15 protein-coding genes are annotated in these 15,744 nt (G+C 64.8%); 5 read left to right on the plus strand and 10 right to left on the minus strand.

Annotated features, from left to right (window positions below; all coding sequences use genetic code 11):
* Positions 1–8: 8 nt before the first annotated feature.
* Positions 9–1,712: an HDOD domain-containing protein gene (locus BDD16_RS21170; RefSeq protein WP_179635752.1), complete on the minus strand. Its 1,704-nt coding sequence runs from the start codon at positions 1,710–1,712 to the stop codon at positions 9–11.
* 202 nt (positions 1,713–1,914) lie between these two features.
* On the opposite strand from BDD16_RS21170, the gene trxA reads away from it, so the two are divergent.
* The 4 genes from trxA to BDD16_RS21190 all read left to right on the plus strand — a co-directional run bounded on the left by trxA (position 1,915) and on the right by BDD16_RS21190 (position 5,920).
* The gene (gene trxA / locus BDD16_RS21175; protein WP_179635753.1) at positions 1,915–2,244 is read left to right on the plus strand and encodes a thioredoxin; all 330 of its coding nucleotides are present in this window, start codon (positions 1,915–1,917) and stop codon (positions 2,242–2,244) included.
* A gap of 267 nt (positions 2,245–2,511) precedes the next feature.
* Entirely contained in the window at positions 2,512–3,774 is a 1,263-nt protein-coding gene (gene rho / locus BDD16_RS21180; protein WP_179635754.1) for a transcription termination factor Rho, read from the plus strand.
* A 97-nt stretch (positions 3,775–3,871) separates the two neighbouring features.
* On the plus strand, positions 3,872–4,129 hold the full coding sequence (locus BDD16_RS21185; protein ID WP_179635755.1) for a type B 50S ribosomal protein L31: 258 nt from the start codon (positions 3,872–3,874) through the stop codon (positions 4,127–4,129).
* A 147-nt stretch (positions 4,130–4,276) separates the two neighbouring features.
* A complete protein-coding gene (locus BDD16_RS21190) occupies positions 4,277–5,920 on the plus strand; it encodes a hypothetical protein (RefSeq protein WP_310732833.1) in 1,644 nt (547 codons plus the stop codon).
* Here the strand turns inward: BDD16_RS21190 and phoR are convergent.
* The 7 genes from phoR to pstS form a co-directional block, all read right to left on the minus strand.
* Positions 5,892–7,244, minus strand: a complete 1,353-nt coding sequence (gene phoR, locus BDD16_RS21195) for a phosphate regulon sensor histidine kinase PhoR (RefSeq protein ID WP_179635756.1) — start codon at positions 7,242–7,244, stop codon at positions 5,892–5,894. The two genes, BDD16_RS21190 and phoR, sit on opposite strands and share 29 nt — an antisense overlap.
* A 65-nt stretch (positions 7,245–7,309) precedes the next feature.
* Entirely contained in the window at positions 7,310–8,005 is a 696-nt protein-coding gene (phoB, locus tag BDD16_RS21200; protein ID WP_179636292.1) for a phosphate regulon transcriptional regulator PhoB, read from the minus strand.
* 1 nt (position 8,006) lies between these two features.
* Positions 8,007–8,711, minus strand: a complete 705-nt coding sequence (gene phoU / locus BDD16_RS21205) for a phosphate signaling complex protein PhoU (RefSeq protein WP_179635757.1) — start codon at positions 8,709–8,711, stop codon at positions 8,007–8,009.
* A 74-nt stretch (positions 8,712–8,785) separates the two neighbouring features.
* On the minus strand, positions 8,786–9,571 hold the full coding sequence (gene pstB, locus BDD16_RS21210) for a phosphate ABC transporter ATP-binding protein PstB (RefSeq protein ID WP_179635759.1): 786 nt from the start codon (positions 9,569–9,571) through the stop codon (positions 8,786–8,788).
* Between the two features lie 18 nt (positions 9,572–9,589).
* On the minus strand, positions 9,590–10,456 hold the full coding sequence (pstA, locus tag BDD16_RS21215; protein WP_179635761.1) for a phosphate ABC transporter permease PstA: 867 nt from the start codon (positions 10,454–10,456) through the stop codon (positions 9,590–9,592).
* Positions 10,456–11,379 (minus strand): phosphate ABC transporter permease subunit PstC, encoded by a 924-nt coding sequence (gene pstC, locus BDD16_RS21220; RefSeq protein ID WP_375139090.1) that lies wholly within the window; start codon positions 11,377–11,379, stop codon positions 10,456–10,458. The genes pstA and pstC overlap by 1 nt, the downstream gene beginning before the upstream one ends.
* 208 nt (positions 11,380–11,587) lie before the next feature.
* Positions 11,588–12,625 (minus strand): phosphate ABC transporter substrate-binding protein PstS, encoded by a 1,038-nt coding sequence (gene pstS, locus BDD16_RS21225; RefSeq protein ID WP_179635764.1) that lies wholly within the window; start codon positions 12,623–12,625, stop codon positions 11,588–11,590.
* A 234-nt stretch (positions 12,626–12,859) separates the two neighbouring features.
* On the opposite strand from pstS, the gene BDD16_RS21230 reads away from it, so the two are divergent.
* Positions 12,860–13,345: a fasciclin domain-containing protein gene (locus BDD16_RS21230; protein WP_179635765.1), complete on the plus strand. Its 486-nt coding sequence runs from the start codon at positions 12,860–12,862 to the stop codon at positions 13,343–13,345.
* An 85-nt stretch (positions 13,346–13,430) separates the two neighbouring features.
* Here BDD16_RS21230 and glmM read toward each other — a convergent pair whose 3' ends face one another.
* A complete protein-coding gene (glmM, locus tag BDD16_RS21235; protein ID WP_179635767.1) occupies positions 13,431–14,762 on the minus strand; it encodes a phosphoglucosamine mutase in 1,332 nt (443 codons plus the stop codon).
* Positions 14,763–14,854: 92 nt separating this feature from the next.
* Complete coding sequence (folP, locus tag BDD16_RS21240; protein WP_179636293.1) at positions 14,855–15,715, minus strand: dihydropteroate synthase; 861 nt, start codon at positions 15,713–15,715, stop codon at positions 14,855–14,857.
* Positions 15,716–15,744: the final 29 nt, after the last annotated feature.

The following is a 15,744-nucleotide window of genomic DNA, read 5'->3' on the forward strand; positions in this document are numbered from 1 at the left end:
ATCGGTGATCAGTCCGTCGCGGAGGGGTTCAGGTGACGCGAGAGCTTATCGCGTGCCCGGCGCATCGCGCCGCGCACCTGCTCGGTATCGAGCGCCAGCGCGTTGTGGTAGCGGCCCATCACGGCGGTCAGTGCCGCGGGCTGGGCGGGCTGCGGCAGCTCGGTCACCGCCACGATCTCGTTGGCGCAGCTGGCGACCAGCTTGATCCAGCCTGCCGGCGTCGTCGGGCTGAGGACCCGCCGGTCGAGCGGAATCGGCTTGACCCGCTGGCGCAGCGAATCGCTCAGTCCCCACAGGCGCAGGAAGGCCGTTGCCAGGCCGGGCAGATCGACGCCCAGGACTGCCAACGTCGCGGTTTCCTCGCTGATCGGCTGGCCGCTGCCGACATCCCCTGCCGCCTTCAGGCGCGCGATCTGCTGCAGTTCGTCAGGGAAATGGTAGGCCGCCAGCAGCGTGCCGAGGTGCTGGAATTGGGCCGCCAGCAGCGCCGCTTCGGCATCCATGCCTGCCGGGGCCAGGCACTCGGCCAGATGCCCCGCCAGCAAGGCACGGTTCATGGCGGTCTCGAAGGCCCGGACAAAGGCGGGCTTGAGTGTGCCTGGCCAGGATTTCATGCTGCCGGCGACGCGGCGCAAGCCATTCGTGCCCATGAGCTGCATGGCGCGGTTGACGGTGATGACCGCCTCGTCGACGCTCACGGCCGAGGCCTCCGCCGAGTTCGCCGCACGCAAGAGGGCCAGGCTCAGCCCGATGTCTTCCAGCAGGACATCGACCACCGTGTCCAGCCGCTGCTGCTCCATGCCGATGATCTGCGTGACCCGGTTGACCAGCATCGGACGTGCCGGCAGATGCCCACCGCGGCGGATGCGCTCGGCCAGCAGGGCGTCGAAGCCGTTGTCGTCCAGCAACTGGGTCTGGCGCCAGTTGCCAAGGACCCGCTCGAAACTGCGGGCGTGCAGGAAGCGCCGCTGCGGATGCAGGTCGATCGCCCGGTTGATGATCAGGCGCAGCGAGTCCGGCACTGGTTGAGGTACCTGGATCGGCAGACGCAGATCGATGGTGCTCATCTGACCGAGCAGCGTGGGCATGTCGGCCTCGCCAACGGGCGGATGTCCCATCAGCCAGTGCTGCACCAGCAGTCCGCAGGCCGCGATCTCGCGGGACAGCAAGTGACTGAATCCTGGCGACGCCAGGCCAGGCACCGTCGCCTGGCGCGCCCCGGCCAACGCAACGCCCAGGCCACAGCCCCACAGGCGCAGTCGCCCCGTCGAATCCGCCATCAGGGTGTGGAGACCGAGATCGCCATGCACCATGCCTGCTTCGTGGACATAGGACAGCCCGTCCAGCAGGTCATGTCCGCGACGCACGACATCGTCGAGACTGAGCACCGTCGGCGCCACCAGAGGCGCCTCCAGGTCCGATGGCTCGGCATCACAGACCAGATAGGGGAACCGGTCCACGCAGCCCACCTTGCGCACAGGCACCAGCCGCGGGTGCACCAGTCGGGCCGCCCGCTTCGCGTCCTCGACACAGCGTTCACGCAAGGCCTGGGACGCCACCGGGTAGGTCGAGGCGAGCAGACGCACCGGCTGCCCGGTGCGCATGTCGGTCGCCAGCCAGGCGATGGTGAGCGTGCTGCGCCCCAGCATGCGCAAGAGCCCGAATTCAGCAAAGGTACGCAGCACGGGAGCTGCCGTCACGGCGTCGTTCATGACGAGATTGGAGCCGCCAGATGGCGGGCGCAAGCCACGAAAAGACCACCAATTCAGCCCTGTATCGATCAGGACACCATGAAGCAGATAGTGAATCCCTCTGGGTCGTCCGAGCGGACTTCGCCGCGTTCATGCCAAAATCCTTGTCATCTCGCCACATGCTGAAATTCCTTCAGCCATTTTCTTTTCCGACGGAACCAACATGAGCAGCCCCCGCATCACAAACATCTCCGACTCCACGTTCGAATCGGAAGTGCTCCAGTCAGACACGCCGGTTCTGGTTGATTTCTGGGCCGAATGGTGCGGCCCCTGCAAGCAGATGGCACCAGGCCTGGACCGCGTTGCCGAAGAACTGGGCAGCCAGATCAAGATCGTCAAGCTGGATGTCGATGGCAACCAGGCCACCGCCGGCAAGTTCGGCATCCGCGGCATCCCCACGCTGATGGTCTTCAAGGGCGGCCAGCCTGTCGCCACCAAGGTGGGCGCCCTGGCGTTTCCCCAATTGAAGAGCTTCGTCGAATCTCATCTATAATTCGTTCCAGCGGCGCTTTCCGACTGTGTTGGCGCTGTTTGCGAATGCCACTGCGCGCCAGTTGTCGAAGAGTCGGTTCCCACTGACTCTGAAGCGCGCGCAGCGTCGGCCCCCCTACTCCCCGCATTGATCGTCCCGGACCCCACCGCCTGATTGCCAACCCGGCATCCATGGAATGGTCATCCCGAGCAGCGACGGAGCCAGGTCCCGACCACCCCCGGTCTGTCCGGCTGGCACCGATCAGACCTGCTTTCAGGGTCCGCCCCTATGCATCTTTCCGAACTCAAGGCTCAACACATCTCGGCGCTCATCCAGATGGCAGAGTCGCTGGAGATCGAGTCCGCCAGTCGCCTGCGCAAGCAGGAGCTGATGTTCGCGATCATGAAAAAGCGCGCCCGTCAGGGCGAGCAGATTTTCGGCGATGGCGTGCTGGAGGTCCTTCCTGATGGTTTCGGCTTTCTGCGTTCGCCGGACACGAGTTTTCTCGCGTCCACCGACGACATCTACCTGTCGCCGAGCCAGATCCGCCGTTTCAATCTCCACACCGGCGACATGATCGAAGGCGAAGTGCGCGTGCCGAAGGACGGCGAGCGCTACTTTGCCTTGGTCAAGGTCGACCGCGTCAACGAACTGACGCCCGAGGAGAGCAAGAACAAGATCATGTTCGAGAATCTGACCCCGCTGTTCCCGAAGGAGCAGTTCCGGTTGGAGCGCGACATCAAGGGTGAAGAGAACATCACCAGTCGCATCATCGATCTGATCGCCCCCATCGGCAAAGGCCAGCGCGCCCTGATCGTCTCGCCGCCCAAGAGCGGCAAGACGGTGATGATGCAGCACCTCGCCCACGCCCTGGTCGCCAACCACCCCGAGGTCCACCTCATCGTCCTGCTGGTCGACGAGCGCCCCGAGGAAGTGACCGAAATGCAGCGCACCGTGCGCGGCGAGGTGATCAGTTCCACCTTCGACGAGCCGGCCGCGCGCCACGTTCAGGTCGCCGAGATGGTGATCGAGCGGGCCAAGCGCCTGGTCGAGCTGCGCAAGGACGTGATCATCCTGCTGGACTCGATCACCCGGCTGGCCCGCGCGTACAACAACGTGCTGCCCTCGTCGGGCAAGGTGCTGACCGGCGGTGTGGACGCCAACGCCCTGCAGCGCCCCAAGCGCTTCTTCGGCGCGGCCCGCAATGTCGAGGAGGGTGGCTCGCTCACCATCATCGGCACCGCGCTGGTCGACACCGGCAGCCGCATGGACGAGGTGATCTACGAGGAATTCAAGGGCACCGGCAACTGCGAGATCCACCTGGACCGCCGCATGGCCGAGAAGCGTGTCTACCCGTCGATCCTGCTGAACAAGTCCGGCACGCGCCGCGAGGAGTTGCTGCTCAAGCCGGAGATCCTGCAGAAGAGCTGGATCCTGCGCAAGCTGCTCTATCCGATGGACGAGATCGAGGCGATGGAGTTCATCCTCGGCAAGATGAAGGCCACGAAGAGCAACATCGACTTCTTCGACATGATGCGTCGCGGCGGCTGAAGCCAGGGCTGCGCACGCTATAATCTTTGTTTTTCCGCTGTCGGAAAGTGCGTCTGCATGGTGCAGCGTGGCTCCCGGCACACAGCGAGGACTCCCCATGAAAGACGGCATCCACCCGAACTACCGCGACGTCTGCTTCGTCGACCTGTCCAACGGTTTCCAGTTCGTGACCCGCTCGTGCGCCCCGGCCCGCGAGAAGATCACCCTGGAAGACGGCCGCGAACTGCCGCTGTTCAAGCTGGAAACCACCAGCGAAACGCACCCGTTCTACACGGGCACGCAGAAGAGCATCGACAGCCTGGGCGGCCGCGTCGAGAAGTTCCGCAACAAGTTCAAGGTCGGCATCAAGAAGTAATCCAGCCACCTGGAACGACGCACACCGCGTGCGCAAAAAAGGCAGCCCGGGCTGCCTTTTTTTATGTCCCGCGCGAACGCGAACCTTCGCCCCTCTCCCGATCTCCTGCCCCAAGTCGTGTCTGCGCACTCGCCCAATCCAGCCCTCGTGACCCAGCGTGCCGTGCAGCGCCTGCCGCGCCTTGCGCTGCTGCTGCTCTGCGCCGCCTATGTGCTGCCGGGCGTCTTCGGGCGCGACCCCTGGAAAAACGCGGACGTCACCGCCTACGGCTACATGACCAGCCTGCTGCGGGGCGAAGCTTCCTGGCTGCATCCGGCCATCGCTGGCTGGGGCGGCACGGAAGGGGGCGTGCTGCCCTACTGGATCGGCGCGGCCTTCATGAAGGTGCTGACGCCCTGGATCGATCCGGCACTCGCGGCCCGCCTGCCGTTTGCACTCCTGTTGACGGCCACGCTGGCACTGGTCTGGTACGCCACCCTGCATCTGGCCCGCACGGAAGCAGCCCAGCCTGTGGCATTTGCCTTTGGTGGAGAGGCCCACCCGGTGGACTATGCGCGGGCCATGGCGGACGGCGCGGTACTCGCGCTGATGGCCAGCCTCGGCCTGCTGCAACTCGGCCATGAAACCACCCCCGAGCTGGTGCAACTGGCGGCCACGGCCCTGCTGCTCTACGCGCTGGCCGCCAGCCCCTACCGCATCGGCGCAAGTCGCGCAGCCGCGCTGGTTGCATTGACCAGCCTCGCCGCCAGTGGTGCCGCAACCACCGGCTTGCTGATGGGCCTGGCGGGCGCGCTGGTCTGCTGGAGATCCAGTTACGCGGAGTCGCGCAGGCTGGTGCCGTGGCTGCTCGCAGCGTGCGTGCTGGCTGGCACCATCGGCACCCTGCTGGACGCCTGGGTCTGGCGGGTCATCCCGACCGCAGCCTGGCTCGGGTTGCCGAAGCTGCTCGCCTGGTTCACCTGGCCGGTGTGGCCACTGGCGGTCTGGACGCTGTGGCGCTGGCGGCGCCAGTTGCTCAAGCGCCATCTGTCGGTTCCGCTGGCAATGGTGCTCGTGGCCTTGCTGGTGAGCGCGTCCATGGGCGCCTCCGACCGCGCCCTCATGCTGGCACTGCCAGCGCTGGCCGTGCTGGGTGCGTTTGCCCTGCCGACCCTGCAGCGCAGCGTCAGCGCGGCCATCGACTGGTTCTCGGTGTTCTTCTTCACGGCCAGCGCACTGCTCATCTGGGTGATCTACGTCGCGATGCACACCGGTGTACCAGCCCAGCCAGCGACCAATGTCACCCGCCTGGCACCAGAATTCGTGCCCCGATTCAGCCTGCTGGCGCTGGGCATCGCACTGGCGGGCACGGTGGCCTGGATGGCCCTCGTGCGCTGGCGCACCGGCCACCACCGCCATGCGCTCTGGAAAAGCATGGTGCTGCCGGCGGGTGGAGTCGCGTTGAGCTGGTTGCTGCTGATGACACTCTGGCTGCCACTGCTGGACCATGCGCGCAGCTACCGTCCGCTGGTACAGCGACTGGCTACCCACCTCCCGACCACAGGCTGCGTGGTGACGCAGAACGTCTCGCGCAGCCAGATCGCTGCGCTGGAAGTGCACGGAACGTGGCGCCTGTCGCTGGACCCGCGCACCACCGACTGCCAATGGCTGCTGATGGGCCACAAGGAACGCCTCAATACCCCCGAGGCGCTTCAGCAGACCCCCGAGATGCCGGGATGGACACTGGTCGCCCGGGAGCGTCGCCCCTCCGACCGGGATGAGGTCATGCTGGTCTATCGGCGACGGCCTTGACCGATGCCCGCACCCGCGCTGCCGGGAAGGTGATGCGAAACACCGAGCCCTTGCCCGGCTCGCTGTCCAGCTCCAGCTCGGCACCGTGGCGCTGCACCACATGCTTGACGATGGACAGGCCGAGCCCCGTTCCACCGGTTTCGCGCGAGCGGCTGCCGTCGACCCGGTAGAAGCGCTCGGTCAGACGCGGCAGGTGTTCGCGGGCGATGCCGATGCCGCTGTCCCGCACCTCGAACGTGCCACCACCGGACGGTCGCAGCGTCCAGCTCACCGCGACACGCCCGCCTTCCGGCGTGTAGCGCACCGCGTTGCTGGTGAGGTTGGTCAGTGCCGAGAGCAGTTCGGTCCGGATGCCGGCGATGTCGGCCGCCTGCGCACGCAGCGTGGCCTCGTCCGGAAACTGGATCAGGTGGCGACCGCGGGACAGCCCGCGGGCCTCCACCTCGACCTGCTGCAGCAACGCTTCCGTCGACACCCACTCGTCCGCCGACGGCGGTGGGCTGCCCTCCAGTTGTGCCAGGGTCAGCAGATCGGCCACGAGGGTCTGCATGCGGTGGGTCTGCTGGCCCATCATGCCCAGCAGACGCTGCCGCTCGGCCTCGCCCAGCGGCAGCTTGCTCAGGGTCTCGACAAAGCCCACCAGCACCGTGAGCGGTGTGCGGATCTCGTGCGACACATTGGCCACGAAGTCGCGCCGCATCGCTTCAGCCTGCAACCGTTCGGTGACGTCCTGGGTCAGCAGCAGGCGCTGGCCAGCACCATAGGCACGCACCAGCAGCGACAGGGACAGGCGGGACTGGTAGTGCGGCAGGCTGATCACCTCGCGGCTTTCACCCGCCTGCAGGCCTGTCACGAAGGCGGGCGAACGCACCAGATTGGTGATGCGCTGACCCAGATCGCGCTGGGGATCCAGTCCCAGATGGACTGCACCGATCTGGTTCAGCCAGATGATCTGCTCGTCGGCGTCCAGCAGGATGACCCCGTTGGGTGATGCCTCGATGGCGCGCAGGAACTCGCCCAGCCGCTGGCGTTCGGAGCGCAGGGCCAGTTCGCGCTGACGCAGGGCCCGCTCGGTGCGGTAGGCCATTTCACCCCAGAGCTGGCCGTCACGCGGGGCATCGCCTTCCAGATTGCCGCGCAGCCAGTCCATCAGCCGTCCCGCGCGACGGGCATCGCGCCACCCGGACAGCAGCACGCCGAGCAACGCACCCGCCCAGGTGCCCAGCACAGGTGCGTGCAGACGCAGGCCGACCAGACCACCGATCATGGCCAGCAGGCTCATGAGCAGCAGGGTCGTGAACAGACGCCGCAGGACAAGGCTCATGGGAAGTCCTTGTAGGTCATCGAATAAAGGAAGTGAACACCGCCGCAGCGGCCGGACCGCACCGTTCAGGCGGCGGTGGCAGAGTGGGTGAGTCGATAGCCCGCGCCGCGCACGGTTTCGATCAGCTGCGCGCAATGTACCGGCAACAAGGCCTCGCGCAAACGTTTGATGTGCACATCCACCGTGCGCTCCTCGATGAAGACGTGGTCACCCCAGACGCGGTCCAGCAGCTGCGCGCGGCTGTGGACATGCTCAGGATGCGTCATCAGGTAGTGCAGCAGCTTGAACTCGGTCGGACCGAGCCGGCAGTCGGTCTCGCCACGCGACACCCGCCGGATCGAAGGATCCAGCCGCAGCCCGCCGAACTCGACGACCGCCTCGCTCGCGGTCGGCGCCCGCCGACGCAGCACGGCCCGGATGCGCGCCAGCAACTCCCCCGTGGAGAATGGCTTGACGAGGTAGTCATCGGCCCCCGCATCCAGCCCGGCCACCTTGTCCCGCTCTTCGGCGCGCGCCGTCAGCATGATGATGGGCAGTTCGCGGGTGCGTGCAGCCTGCCGCCAGCGGCGGGTCAACTCCACCCCGGAAATCCCCGGCAGCATCCAGTCCAGCATGGCGAGATCGGGCAGCACGGTGTCCACCGCGGTCTGCGCCTGCTCTGCCGACACCGCGATCACCACCTCGAAACCGACGTGCCGCAGGTTGATCGCGATCAGCTCGGCAATCGCCGGCTCGTCCTCGACCACCAGCACGCGCGCCATCTCACCGCACCATGTCGGCCACGGCATCCGGCGTGTTGTGCCGCACGTCCGTGCCCTTGACGATGTAGATGATCTGCTCGGCCAGATTCTTGGCGTGGTCACCCACCCGCTCGATCGCCTTGGCGACGAACACCAGGTCGATCGAGACCGAGATGGTGCGGGGATCTTCCATCATGTAGGTGATGAGCTTGCGCAGCAGGCCGTCGAACTCGCGGTCGATCTCGTCGTCCTGGCGGATCACTTCGAGCGCCTGGTTGACGTCGAGGCGCGCGAAGGCGTCCAGCGCCTTGCGCAGCGAGGCCGTTGCCAGACTGGCTTCGAGCGAGACGTCCGACACCGGGAAACGCAGACGGCCCAGCACCCCCGTCTGCACCAGACCCCGCACCGTGCGCGCGATGCGTGCAGCCTCGTCGCCGACACGCTCCAGATTGCCGATGGTCTTGGAGATGGCGATCAGCAGGCGCAGATCGCGTGCGGTCGGCTGGCGCCGGGCGATGATGGTGGAAAGATCGCGGTCGATCTCCATCTCCATCTGGTTCACGCGCTCCTCGGTGCGGATCACCTGCACGGCGATTTCTTCACTGAACTGCGTCAGCGCCAGCATGGCCTGCGCCACCTGGGACTCGACCATGCCGCCCATTTCGAGAACGCGGGTGGAGATGCCGCTCAACTCGGCGTCGAACTGGCTGGAGAGATGTTTGTCCATGGTGGGGGAACTCCGGCGATACAGGGATGGATGACAGACGTGAGCGTCTCAGCAATGAGTGTGCCGCGCTGGCGTCAGCCGAATCGGCCGGTGATGTAGTCCTCGGTTTCCTTTTTCCGGGGTTTCATGAAAATGTCAGAAGTCGGTCCGAACTCGATGAGGTCACCGAGGTACATGTAGGCGGTGTAGTCCGAACTGCGCGCGGCCTGCTGCATGTTGTGCGTCACGATGACGACGGTGTAGTCGTGCTTCAGTTCGTCGATCAGTTCCTCGATCTTGCCGGTGGAGATCGGGTCCAGCGCCGAACACGGCTCGTCCAGCAACAGCACTTCGGGCTTGATCGCGATGCCGCGGGCGATGCACAGGCGCTGCTGCTGACCGCCGGACAGACCGGAGCCGCTCTTGTCGAGCTTGTCCTTGACCTCGTTCCAGAGGGCCGCCTTCTTGAGCGCCCATTCGACCCGCTCGTCCATCTCGACACGGGGCAGGTTCTCGAACAGCTTCACACCGAAGGCGATGTTGTCGTAGATCGACATCGGGAATGGTGTGGGCTTCTGGAAGACCATGCCGACACGGGCACGGATCAGCGAGATGTCTTCCTTGGACTTGAGGATGTTGCCTCCGTCCAGCAGGATCTCGCCTTCTGCACGCTGCTCCGGGTAGAGCTCGAACATGCGGTTGAACGTGCGCAGCAGGGTCGACTTTCCGCAGCCCGACGGACCGATGAAGGCGGTGACCTTCTTCTCCGGGATGTCGAGGTTGATGTTCTTCAGAGCATGGAAATTGCCGTAATAGAAGTTCAGGTTGCGAACTGCCACCTTGATCTTGTCGGCGGTGGGCGTAGCGACTTTGGCGTCCATCGGAGGATCCTCGGGGGTTCAGTGTTTGTTGCGCAACAGGGTGCGCGCAACGATGTTCAGGGCCAGCACGCCCACGGTGATCAGGAAGACCCCGGCCCATGCCAGTTTCTGCCAGTTCTCGTACGGACTCATGGCGAACTTGTAGATCGTCACCGGCAGGCTGGCCATCGGCTCGTTCAGATTGCTGGTCCAGAACTGGTTGGACAGCGCCGTGAACAGCAGCGGAGCCGTCTCGCCGGAGATGCGTGCCACCGCCAGCAGCACACCGGTCATCACCCCGGCCCGCGCCGACTTCAGCGTGATCGCCAGGATCACCTTCCACTTGGGCGTGCCCAGTGCGTAAGCGGCCTCGCGCATCGCGTTCGGGATCAGGCTGAGCATGTTCTCGGTGGTGCGGATCACGACCGGAATGACGATCAGCGTCAGGGCCAGCACACCGGCGAATCCGGAGAAGCTCTTCATCCGTGCCACCCAGATGCTGTAGACGAACAGACCGATCACGATGGACGGTGCCGACAGCAGGATGTCGTTGATGAAGCGCGTGGCCCGGCCCAGCCAGTTGGTCTGACCGTATTCCGCCAGATACACCCCGGCCATCACGCCGATGGGGGTTCCCAGCAGCGTGGCCAGACCGACCATGGTGAACGAGCCGAAGATCGCATTGGCCAGGCCACCGATTTCAGCCTGCGGCGGTGGCGTCATCTCGGTGAAGGTGGCCAGGTTCAGTCCACCCAGCCCCATGCGCACCGTCTCGATCAGGATCCAGAGCAGCCAGAACAGGCCGAATGCCATGGCGCCCAGGGACAGGGTCAGTGCCACGCTGTTGATGCGCTTGCGGTGGCGGTGCATCGCCAGCCGCGATTCGTATGACGCAGCGGTGCTCATCAGCGCCCCTCGCCTTTCTTCAGTTGGGCCAGCAGTACCTTGGACAGGGACAGCACGACGAAGGTGATGAAGAACAGCACCAGTCCGAGGTAGATCAGCGAGGCCTGGTGCAGGCCCTCGCCGGCTTCCGCAAACTCGTTGGCCAGTGCCGACGTGATGCTGTTGGCCGCCTCGAAGAGCGAGACCGAATTCAGCTGGTTCATGTTACCGATCACGAAGGTGACCGCCATCGTTTCACCGAGCGCACGCCCGAGGCCGAGCATGATGCCGCCGACCGCCCCGGTCTTGGTGTAAGGCATCACCACCTTCCACACGACCTCCCAGGTGGTGGCACCCAGGCCGTAAGCGGACTCCTTGAGCATCGGAGGCGTCACCTCGAACACGTCACGCATCACGGATGCGATGAACGGGATGATCATGATCGCCAGGATGATGCTGGCCGAGAGAATGCCGATGCCGACCGGCGGGCCGGACACCAGATCACTCAGCACGGGCACGCCGGCGAACACCGACTGGAGCGGCTGCTGGACAAAGCGGGCCAGGATCGGCCCGAAGACCATCAGGCCCCACATGCCGTAGACGATCGACGGAACGGCAGCGAGCAGTTCGACCGCGATGCCCAGCGGGCGCTTCAGCCAGCTGGGAGACAGTTCGGTCAAGAAGAGTGCAATGCCGAAGCTCACCGGCACGGCAATCAGCAGCGCGATGAAGGACGTCATCAGCGTGCCGTAGATCATGACCAGGCCACCGTAGCGGTCTTCGGCCGGATTCCATTCGCTCCGCCACAGGAACGACAAGCCGTACTCCCGGATGGCCGGCATCGCACCACCGATCAGTGACACGATGATGCCCACCAGCAGTGCCAGCGTCAGCCAGGCACAGGCTTGCGCAACGAAGGCAAACAGCGCATCAGCCCAAGGCATGCGCACCACGGCACGCGAGCCCTCGTTTCCAGATCTTTCAGCCATTTTCGTTGCAGTTTCCGGCGAATCAGCCGGGAGTGTAGCGGCCACAGGGACTCCTCAGGACGGTCTGGAGGTGACAGGCCAAGGCTGACACCAGTCACGGCCGTGCACCCGATTGCCGGTCCGAAAACCGCAAGCGAGTGCACGTTGAACGCCGCAGGGACAGTTACTTGTAGGCGATCGCCTTGCCAGAAGCGTCCTTGATTTCAGCCCACTGCTTGCGCACCAGTGCCTTGAGCGGGTCCGGCAGCGCCACGTATTCGAGATCGCTGGCCATCTTGTCGCCGCTGCCGTAGGCCCAGTCGAAGAACTTGAGCGACGCGCTGGCCTGCCCAGGCTTGTCCTGGACCTTGTGCATCAGGATGAAGGTGGCCCCCGTGAGCGGCCAGGCATCCTTGCCCGCCTGGTTGGTCAGCACCTGGTAGAAGGACTTGGCCCAGTCCGCACCAGCCGCTGCGGCCTTGAAGTTGGCGTCATCCGGCGCCACGAAGTTGCCGGCGGCATTCTTCAACGCCACGTACGACATCTTGTTCTGCTTGGCGTAGGCGTATTCGACATAACCGATCGAGTTGGGCAGGCGCTGCACGAAGGCCGAGACGCCTTCGTTGCCCTTGCCGCCAGCACCGGTCGGCCAGTTCACGGCCGTGCCTTCGCCGACCTTGGCTTTCCAGTCGGCATTCACCTTCGACAGATAGTTCGTGAAGATGAAGCTGGTGCCCGAGCCATCCGCACGGCGGACCACGGCAATCGCGGCATCCGGCAGGGGCACACCCGGATTCAGCGCTGCCAGCGCCGGATCGTTCCACTTGGTGACCTTGCCGAGATAGATGTCGGCCAGCAGCTCCCCGGACATCTTGATCTGGCCGGGCTGGATGCCCTTGATGTTGACCACCGGCACGACGCCGCCGATCACAGTCGGGAACTGCATCAGCCCGTCCTTGGCCAGATCCTCGTCGCTCAGCGGTGCATCGGAAGCCCCGAAGTCGACCGTCTTGCCCTTGATCTGCTTGATGCCAGCGCCGGAGCCGACCGACTGGTAATTGATACGCGCACCAGACGCCTTGTTGTAGGCATCGGCCCACTTGGCGTAGATCGGTGCGGGGAACGATGCACCGGCACCCGTGGCATCCTGTGCGGCGGCCATGCTGGCCGCTGCCGTCAGCGTCAGGGCCAACACCGTCTGACCGATAGTGCGAATATTCATGTGGTTTCCTCAGATGCGGACAACGGCACGTCGCCGATGAAACGAATCGTAGGCGCGTATTGTGACAAACACGTGACTCCATTCCTCGTCGAGAAAAAGCCGGCCGACTCGGACCGCCCGCCAGCAGCGCACGCACGACGGCACCGTCATCGATTCGTCACAGTTCCCGAGAAGAATCTGCAAGCTGTCCGGACGTCGGTCCGAAACCTGAAATCCATTGAGCGAGGAGCTTGCATGAACAAACGTCTCTGGTTGTTGGCAATGGCTGGCGTGACCGCCTGGACCCTGTCTGGCTGTGCGGCCATGAGCGCGCAGCCCTCGATCGCCGACACGCTGGCCTCCACCCCGGAGTTGTCGACACTCGCGCAACTCGTGCGGCAAGCCGGCATGACCGACGCGCTGAACGGTGAAGGCCCGTTCACCGTGTTCGCTCCGTCGAACGAGGCCTTCAAGGCGGTTCCCGCCAAGACCATGGAAACGCTCGGCAAGGACCCGGCGCGCCTGAAGGCTGTGCTGTCCTTCCATGTAGTGCCTTCACGCCTGCCGGCTGCGGCCATCACCAATGGCAAGCTCACGTCCCTCGACGGCTCGCCGCTGACCACTTCGCGCGCGGGTGAATTCGTGACCATCGAGGACGCGCTGGTCACCCGTGCAGACATCGCAGCGCGCAATGGCGTTGTCCACCTCGTGGACCGGGTGCTGATTCCTCCGAAGCGCTGATTCCTCCGGAGTCCCGACGACAAGAAAAAACCCGGCAGTTCACGCCGGGTTTTTTGTTTTCAGGACGGTACGCCCGGGTATGGACTCAGGCCTTGACCGTGTCGGCCATCCGCTGTGCGCAGCGACGCGCCACGTCCGCGTCCTGCGCCTCCACCATCACCCGCAGCAACGGCTCCGTGCCCGAAGCACGAATCAGCACACGACCGGTGTCGCCGAGTTCGGCGGTGATGCGCTCTTCCTCCGCGAACAATGCCTGGTTGTTCTTCCAGTCCTGGCCAGGCGCCAGCCGGATGTTCAGCAGCGTCTGAGGGAACAGATCAACCCCCTCCAGCAGTTCGGACAGAGAACGGCAAGCGCGCTGCTGCGCCTGCAGGACCTGCAATGCGCTGACGATGCCGTCCCCGGTGGTGTGGCGGTCGAGCGCCAGCAGATGGCCGGACCCTTCTCCGCCGAGCTGCCAGCCACGCCGCGTCAGCTCTTCGAGAATGTAGCGATCGCCCACCTTGGCCCGCACGAACTCGATGCCGCGGCGCTTGATGGCGACCTCGACCGCCATGTTCGTCATCAGTGTTCCGACGACGCCCGGCACGTTTTCGCCCTGCGCCAGCCGGTCCACCACCATGGCATAGAGCAGCTCGTCGCCGTTGTACAGGCGACCTGCACCATCCACGACCTGCAGACGGTCGGCATCACCGTCGAGCGCGATGCCATAGTCGGCGCGGTGCAGCTTGACGGCCTCGACCAGCGCCTGCGGCGACGTGGCACCGACACCGTCATTGATGTTGTAGCCATCAGGCTCGCAGCCGATGCGAATCACCTCGGCCCCCAGCTCGTGGAACACATCCGGAGCGATGTGGTAGGCGGCACCGTTGGCCCCGTCGACGACGATCTTCAGGCCCTTGAGCGACAGATCGTTAGAGAATGTCGACTTGCAGAATTCCAGGTAGCGTCCCGGTGCATCGTTGAGACGGCGCGCCCGGCCGAGCGAGCTGGAGTCGGCCCAGAGCGGCTCTGCGGCCAGTGCCGCCTCGACCTCTTCTTCCCAGGCGTCCGGCAGTTTTTCGCCACGGGCCGAGAAGAACTTGATGCCGTTGTCGGCATACGGATTGTGCGAGGCACTGATGACCACCCCCAGGCTGAGGCGCAGCGCCCGGGTCAGGTAAGCCACGCCCGGGGTCGGCAAAGGGCCCGTCAGCATCACGTCCACGCCGGCCGAGTTGAGGCCGGCCTCCAGCGCCGACTCCAGCATGTAGCCGGAAATGCGAGTGTCCTTGCCGATCAGGACCACCGGACGCTCATGGGTCGCGCGCAATACACGACCGACAGCATTGCCAAGCCGAAGTACAAAATCTGGCGTAATCGGATAAGTACCAACTGCGCCACGAATTCCATCCGTACCGAAATACTTTCTGCTCATTGCAATCCCGTGAGGCAAATTTCTGATGAATGGCCATGTTACCCACCATGGCCTGCGTTACCTTAATGGCAGACCCGGTCTGCCGGCATGCGTCACAACAATCCGGCGGCACTCCACACGCGGAGTGCATCCACTGTTGCATCCACGTCATGGACACGGAGGATGCGTGCGCCGCACTGCGCCGCGGCCAAGGCCGCCGCCACGCTGGCGCAGAGTCGATCCGATACCGGCTTGCCCGTCACCGCTCCCAGCGAAGACTTGCGAGACCATCCCGCCAGCACCGGGTGGCCGAGGTCGAGCAAGGCCTGCTGTCCCCGCACCAACGCGAAGTTGTCTTCGACGCGCTTGCCAAAACCGATGCCCGGATCGAGCACGATGCGCTGGCGGTCCACCCCGCGCTCCACGAGTGCAAGCACCCGTTCCGCCAGGAAATCCCGCACCTCGGACACGATGTCGACATGCCAGGGCGCAGCCTGCATCGTCGGAGGATGACCGGACATGTGCATCAGGCAGACGCCACACTGGGGGTGATTCACCACCACGTCCATGGCACCGTCGGCACCCAGCGCCCGAATGTCATTGATGATGTCTGCCCCGAGGTCCAGCGCCCGCTGCATGACCTCCGGCTTGCAGGTGTCGATCGACAGCGGCACACCCAGCGACAACGCATCCCGCAGCACAGGTTCGATGCGCTGCCACTCCTGGTCTGCGGAAATCGACTCGGCTCCTGGGCGACTGGACTCCCCGCCGATGTCCAGCAGGTCAGCACCCTGTTGCAGCAACGTTTCACAGTGCTTCAGCGCCACGGCAGCAGAGGAACGTCCACCGTCGAAAAACGAATCTGGAGTGACGTTGACGATCCCCATGACCCGCACGACACGCAGATCGACCTGGTAGCGACTGGTGGACCAGACGAGGCTGGCGGAATGGTCGGGAATGGTGGATGGACGCATCACGAAGTACCTTGGCTTCTGATCGGGAT

Source organism: Sphaerotilus montanus, from assembly GCF_013410775.1.
Taxonomy (GTDB): domain Bacteria; phylum Pseudomonadota; class Gammaproteobacteria; order Burkholderiales; family Burkholderiaceae_C; genus Sphaerotilus; species Sphaerotilus montanus.

Bases quoted from the DNA above. Each gene is read 5' to 3' on its own strand.
- BDD16_RS21170 (WP_179635752.1), bottom strand. From the start codon at position 1,712: ATGAACGACGCCGTGACGGCAGCTCCCGTGCTGCGTACCTTTGCTGAA.
- trxA (WP_179635753.1), top strand. From the start codon at position 1,915: ATGAGCAGCCCCCGCATCACAAACATCTCCGACTCCACGTTCGAATCG.
- rho (WP_179635754.1), top strand. From the start codon at position 2,512: ATGCATCTTTCCGAACTCAAGGCTCAACACATCTCGGCGCTCATCCAG.
- BDD16_RS21185 (WP_179635755.1), top strand. From the start codon at position 3,872: ATGAAAGACGGCATCCACCCGAACTACCGCGACGTCTGCTTCGTCGAC.
- phoR (WP_179635756.1), bottom strand. From the start codon at position 7,244: ATGAGCCTTGTCCTGCGGCGTCTGTTCACGACCCTGCTGCTCATGAGC.
- phoB (WP_179636292.1), bottom strand. From the start codon at position 8,005: ATGGCGCGCGTGCTGGTGGTCGAGGACGAGCCGGCGATTGCCGAGCTG.
- phoU (WP_179635757.1), bottom strand. From the start codon at position 8,711: ATGGACAAACATCTCTCCAGCCAGTTCGACGCCGAGTTGAGCGGCATC.
- pstB (WP_179635759.1), bottom strand. From the start codon at position 9,571: ATGGACGCCAAAGTCGCTACGCCCACCGCCGACAAGATCAAGGTGGCA.
- pstA (WP_179635761.1), bottom strand. From the start codon at position 10,456: ATGAGCACCGCTGCGTCATACGAATCGCGGCTGGCGATGCACCGCCAC.
- pstC (WP_375139090.1), bottom strand. From the start codon at position 11,379: ATGCCTTGGGCTGATGCGCTGTTTGCCTTCGTTGCGCAAGCCTGTGCC.
- pstS (WP_179635764.1), bottom strand. From the start codon at position 12,625: ATGAATATTCGCACTATCGGTCAGACGGTGTTGGCCCTGACGCTGACG.
- BDD16_RS21230 (WP_179635765.1), top strand. From the start codon at position 12,860: ATGAACAAACGTCTCTGGTTGTTGGCAATGGCTGGCGTGACCGCCTGG.
- glmM (WP_179635767.1), bottom strand. From the start codon at position 14,762: ATGAGCAGAAAGTATTTCGGTACGGATGGAATTCGTGGCGCAGTTGGT.
- folP (WP_179636293.1), bottom strand. From the start codon at position 15,715: ATGCGTCCATCCACCATTCCCGACCATTCCGCCAGCCTCGTCTGGTCC.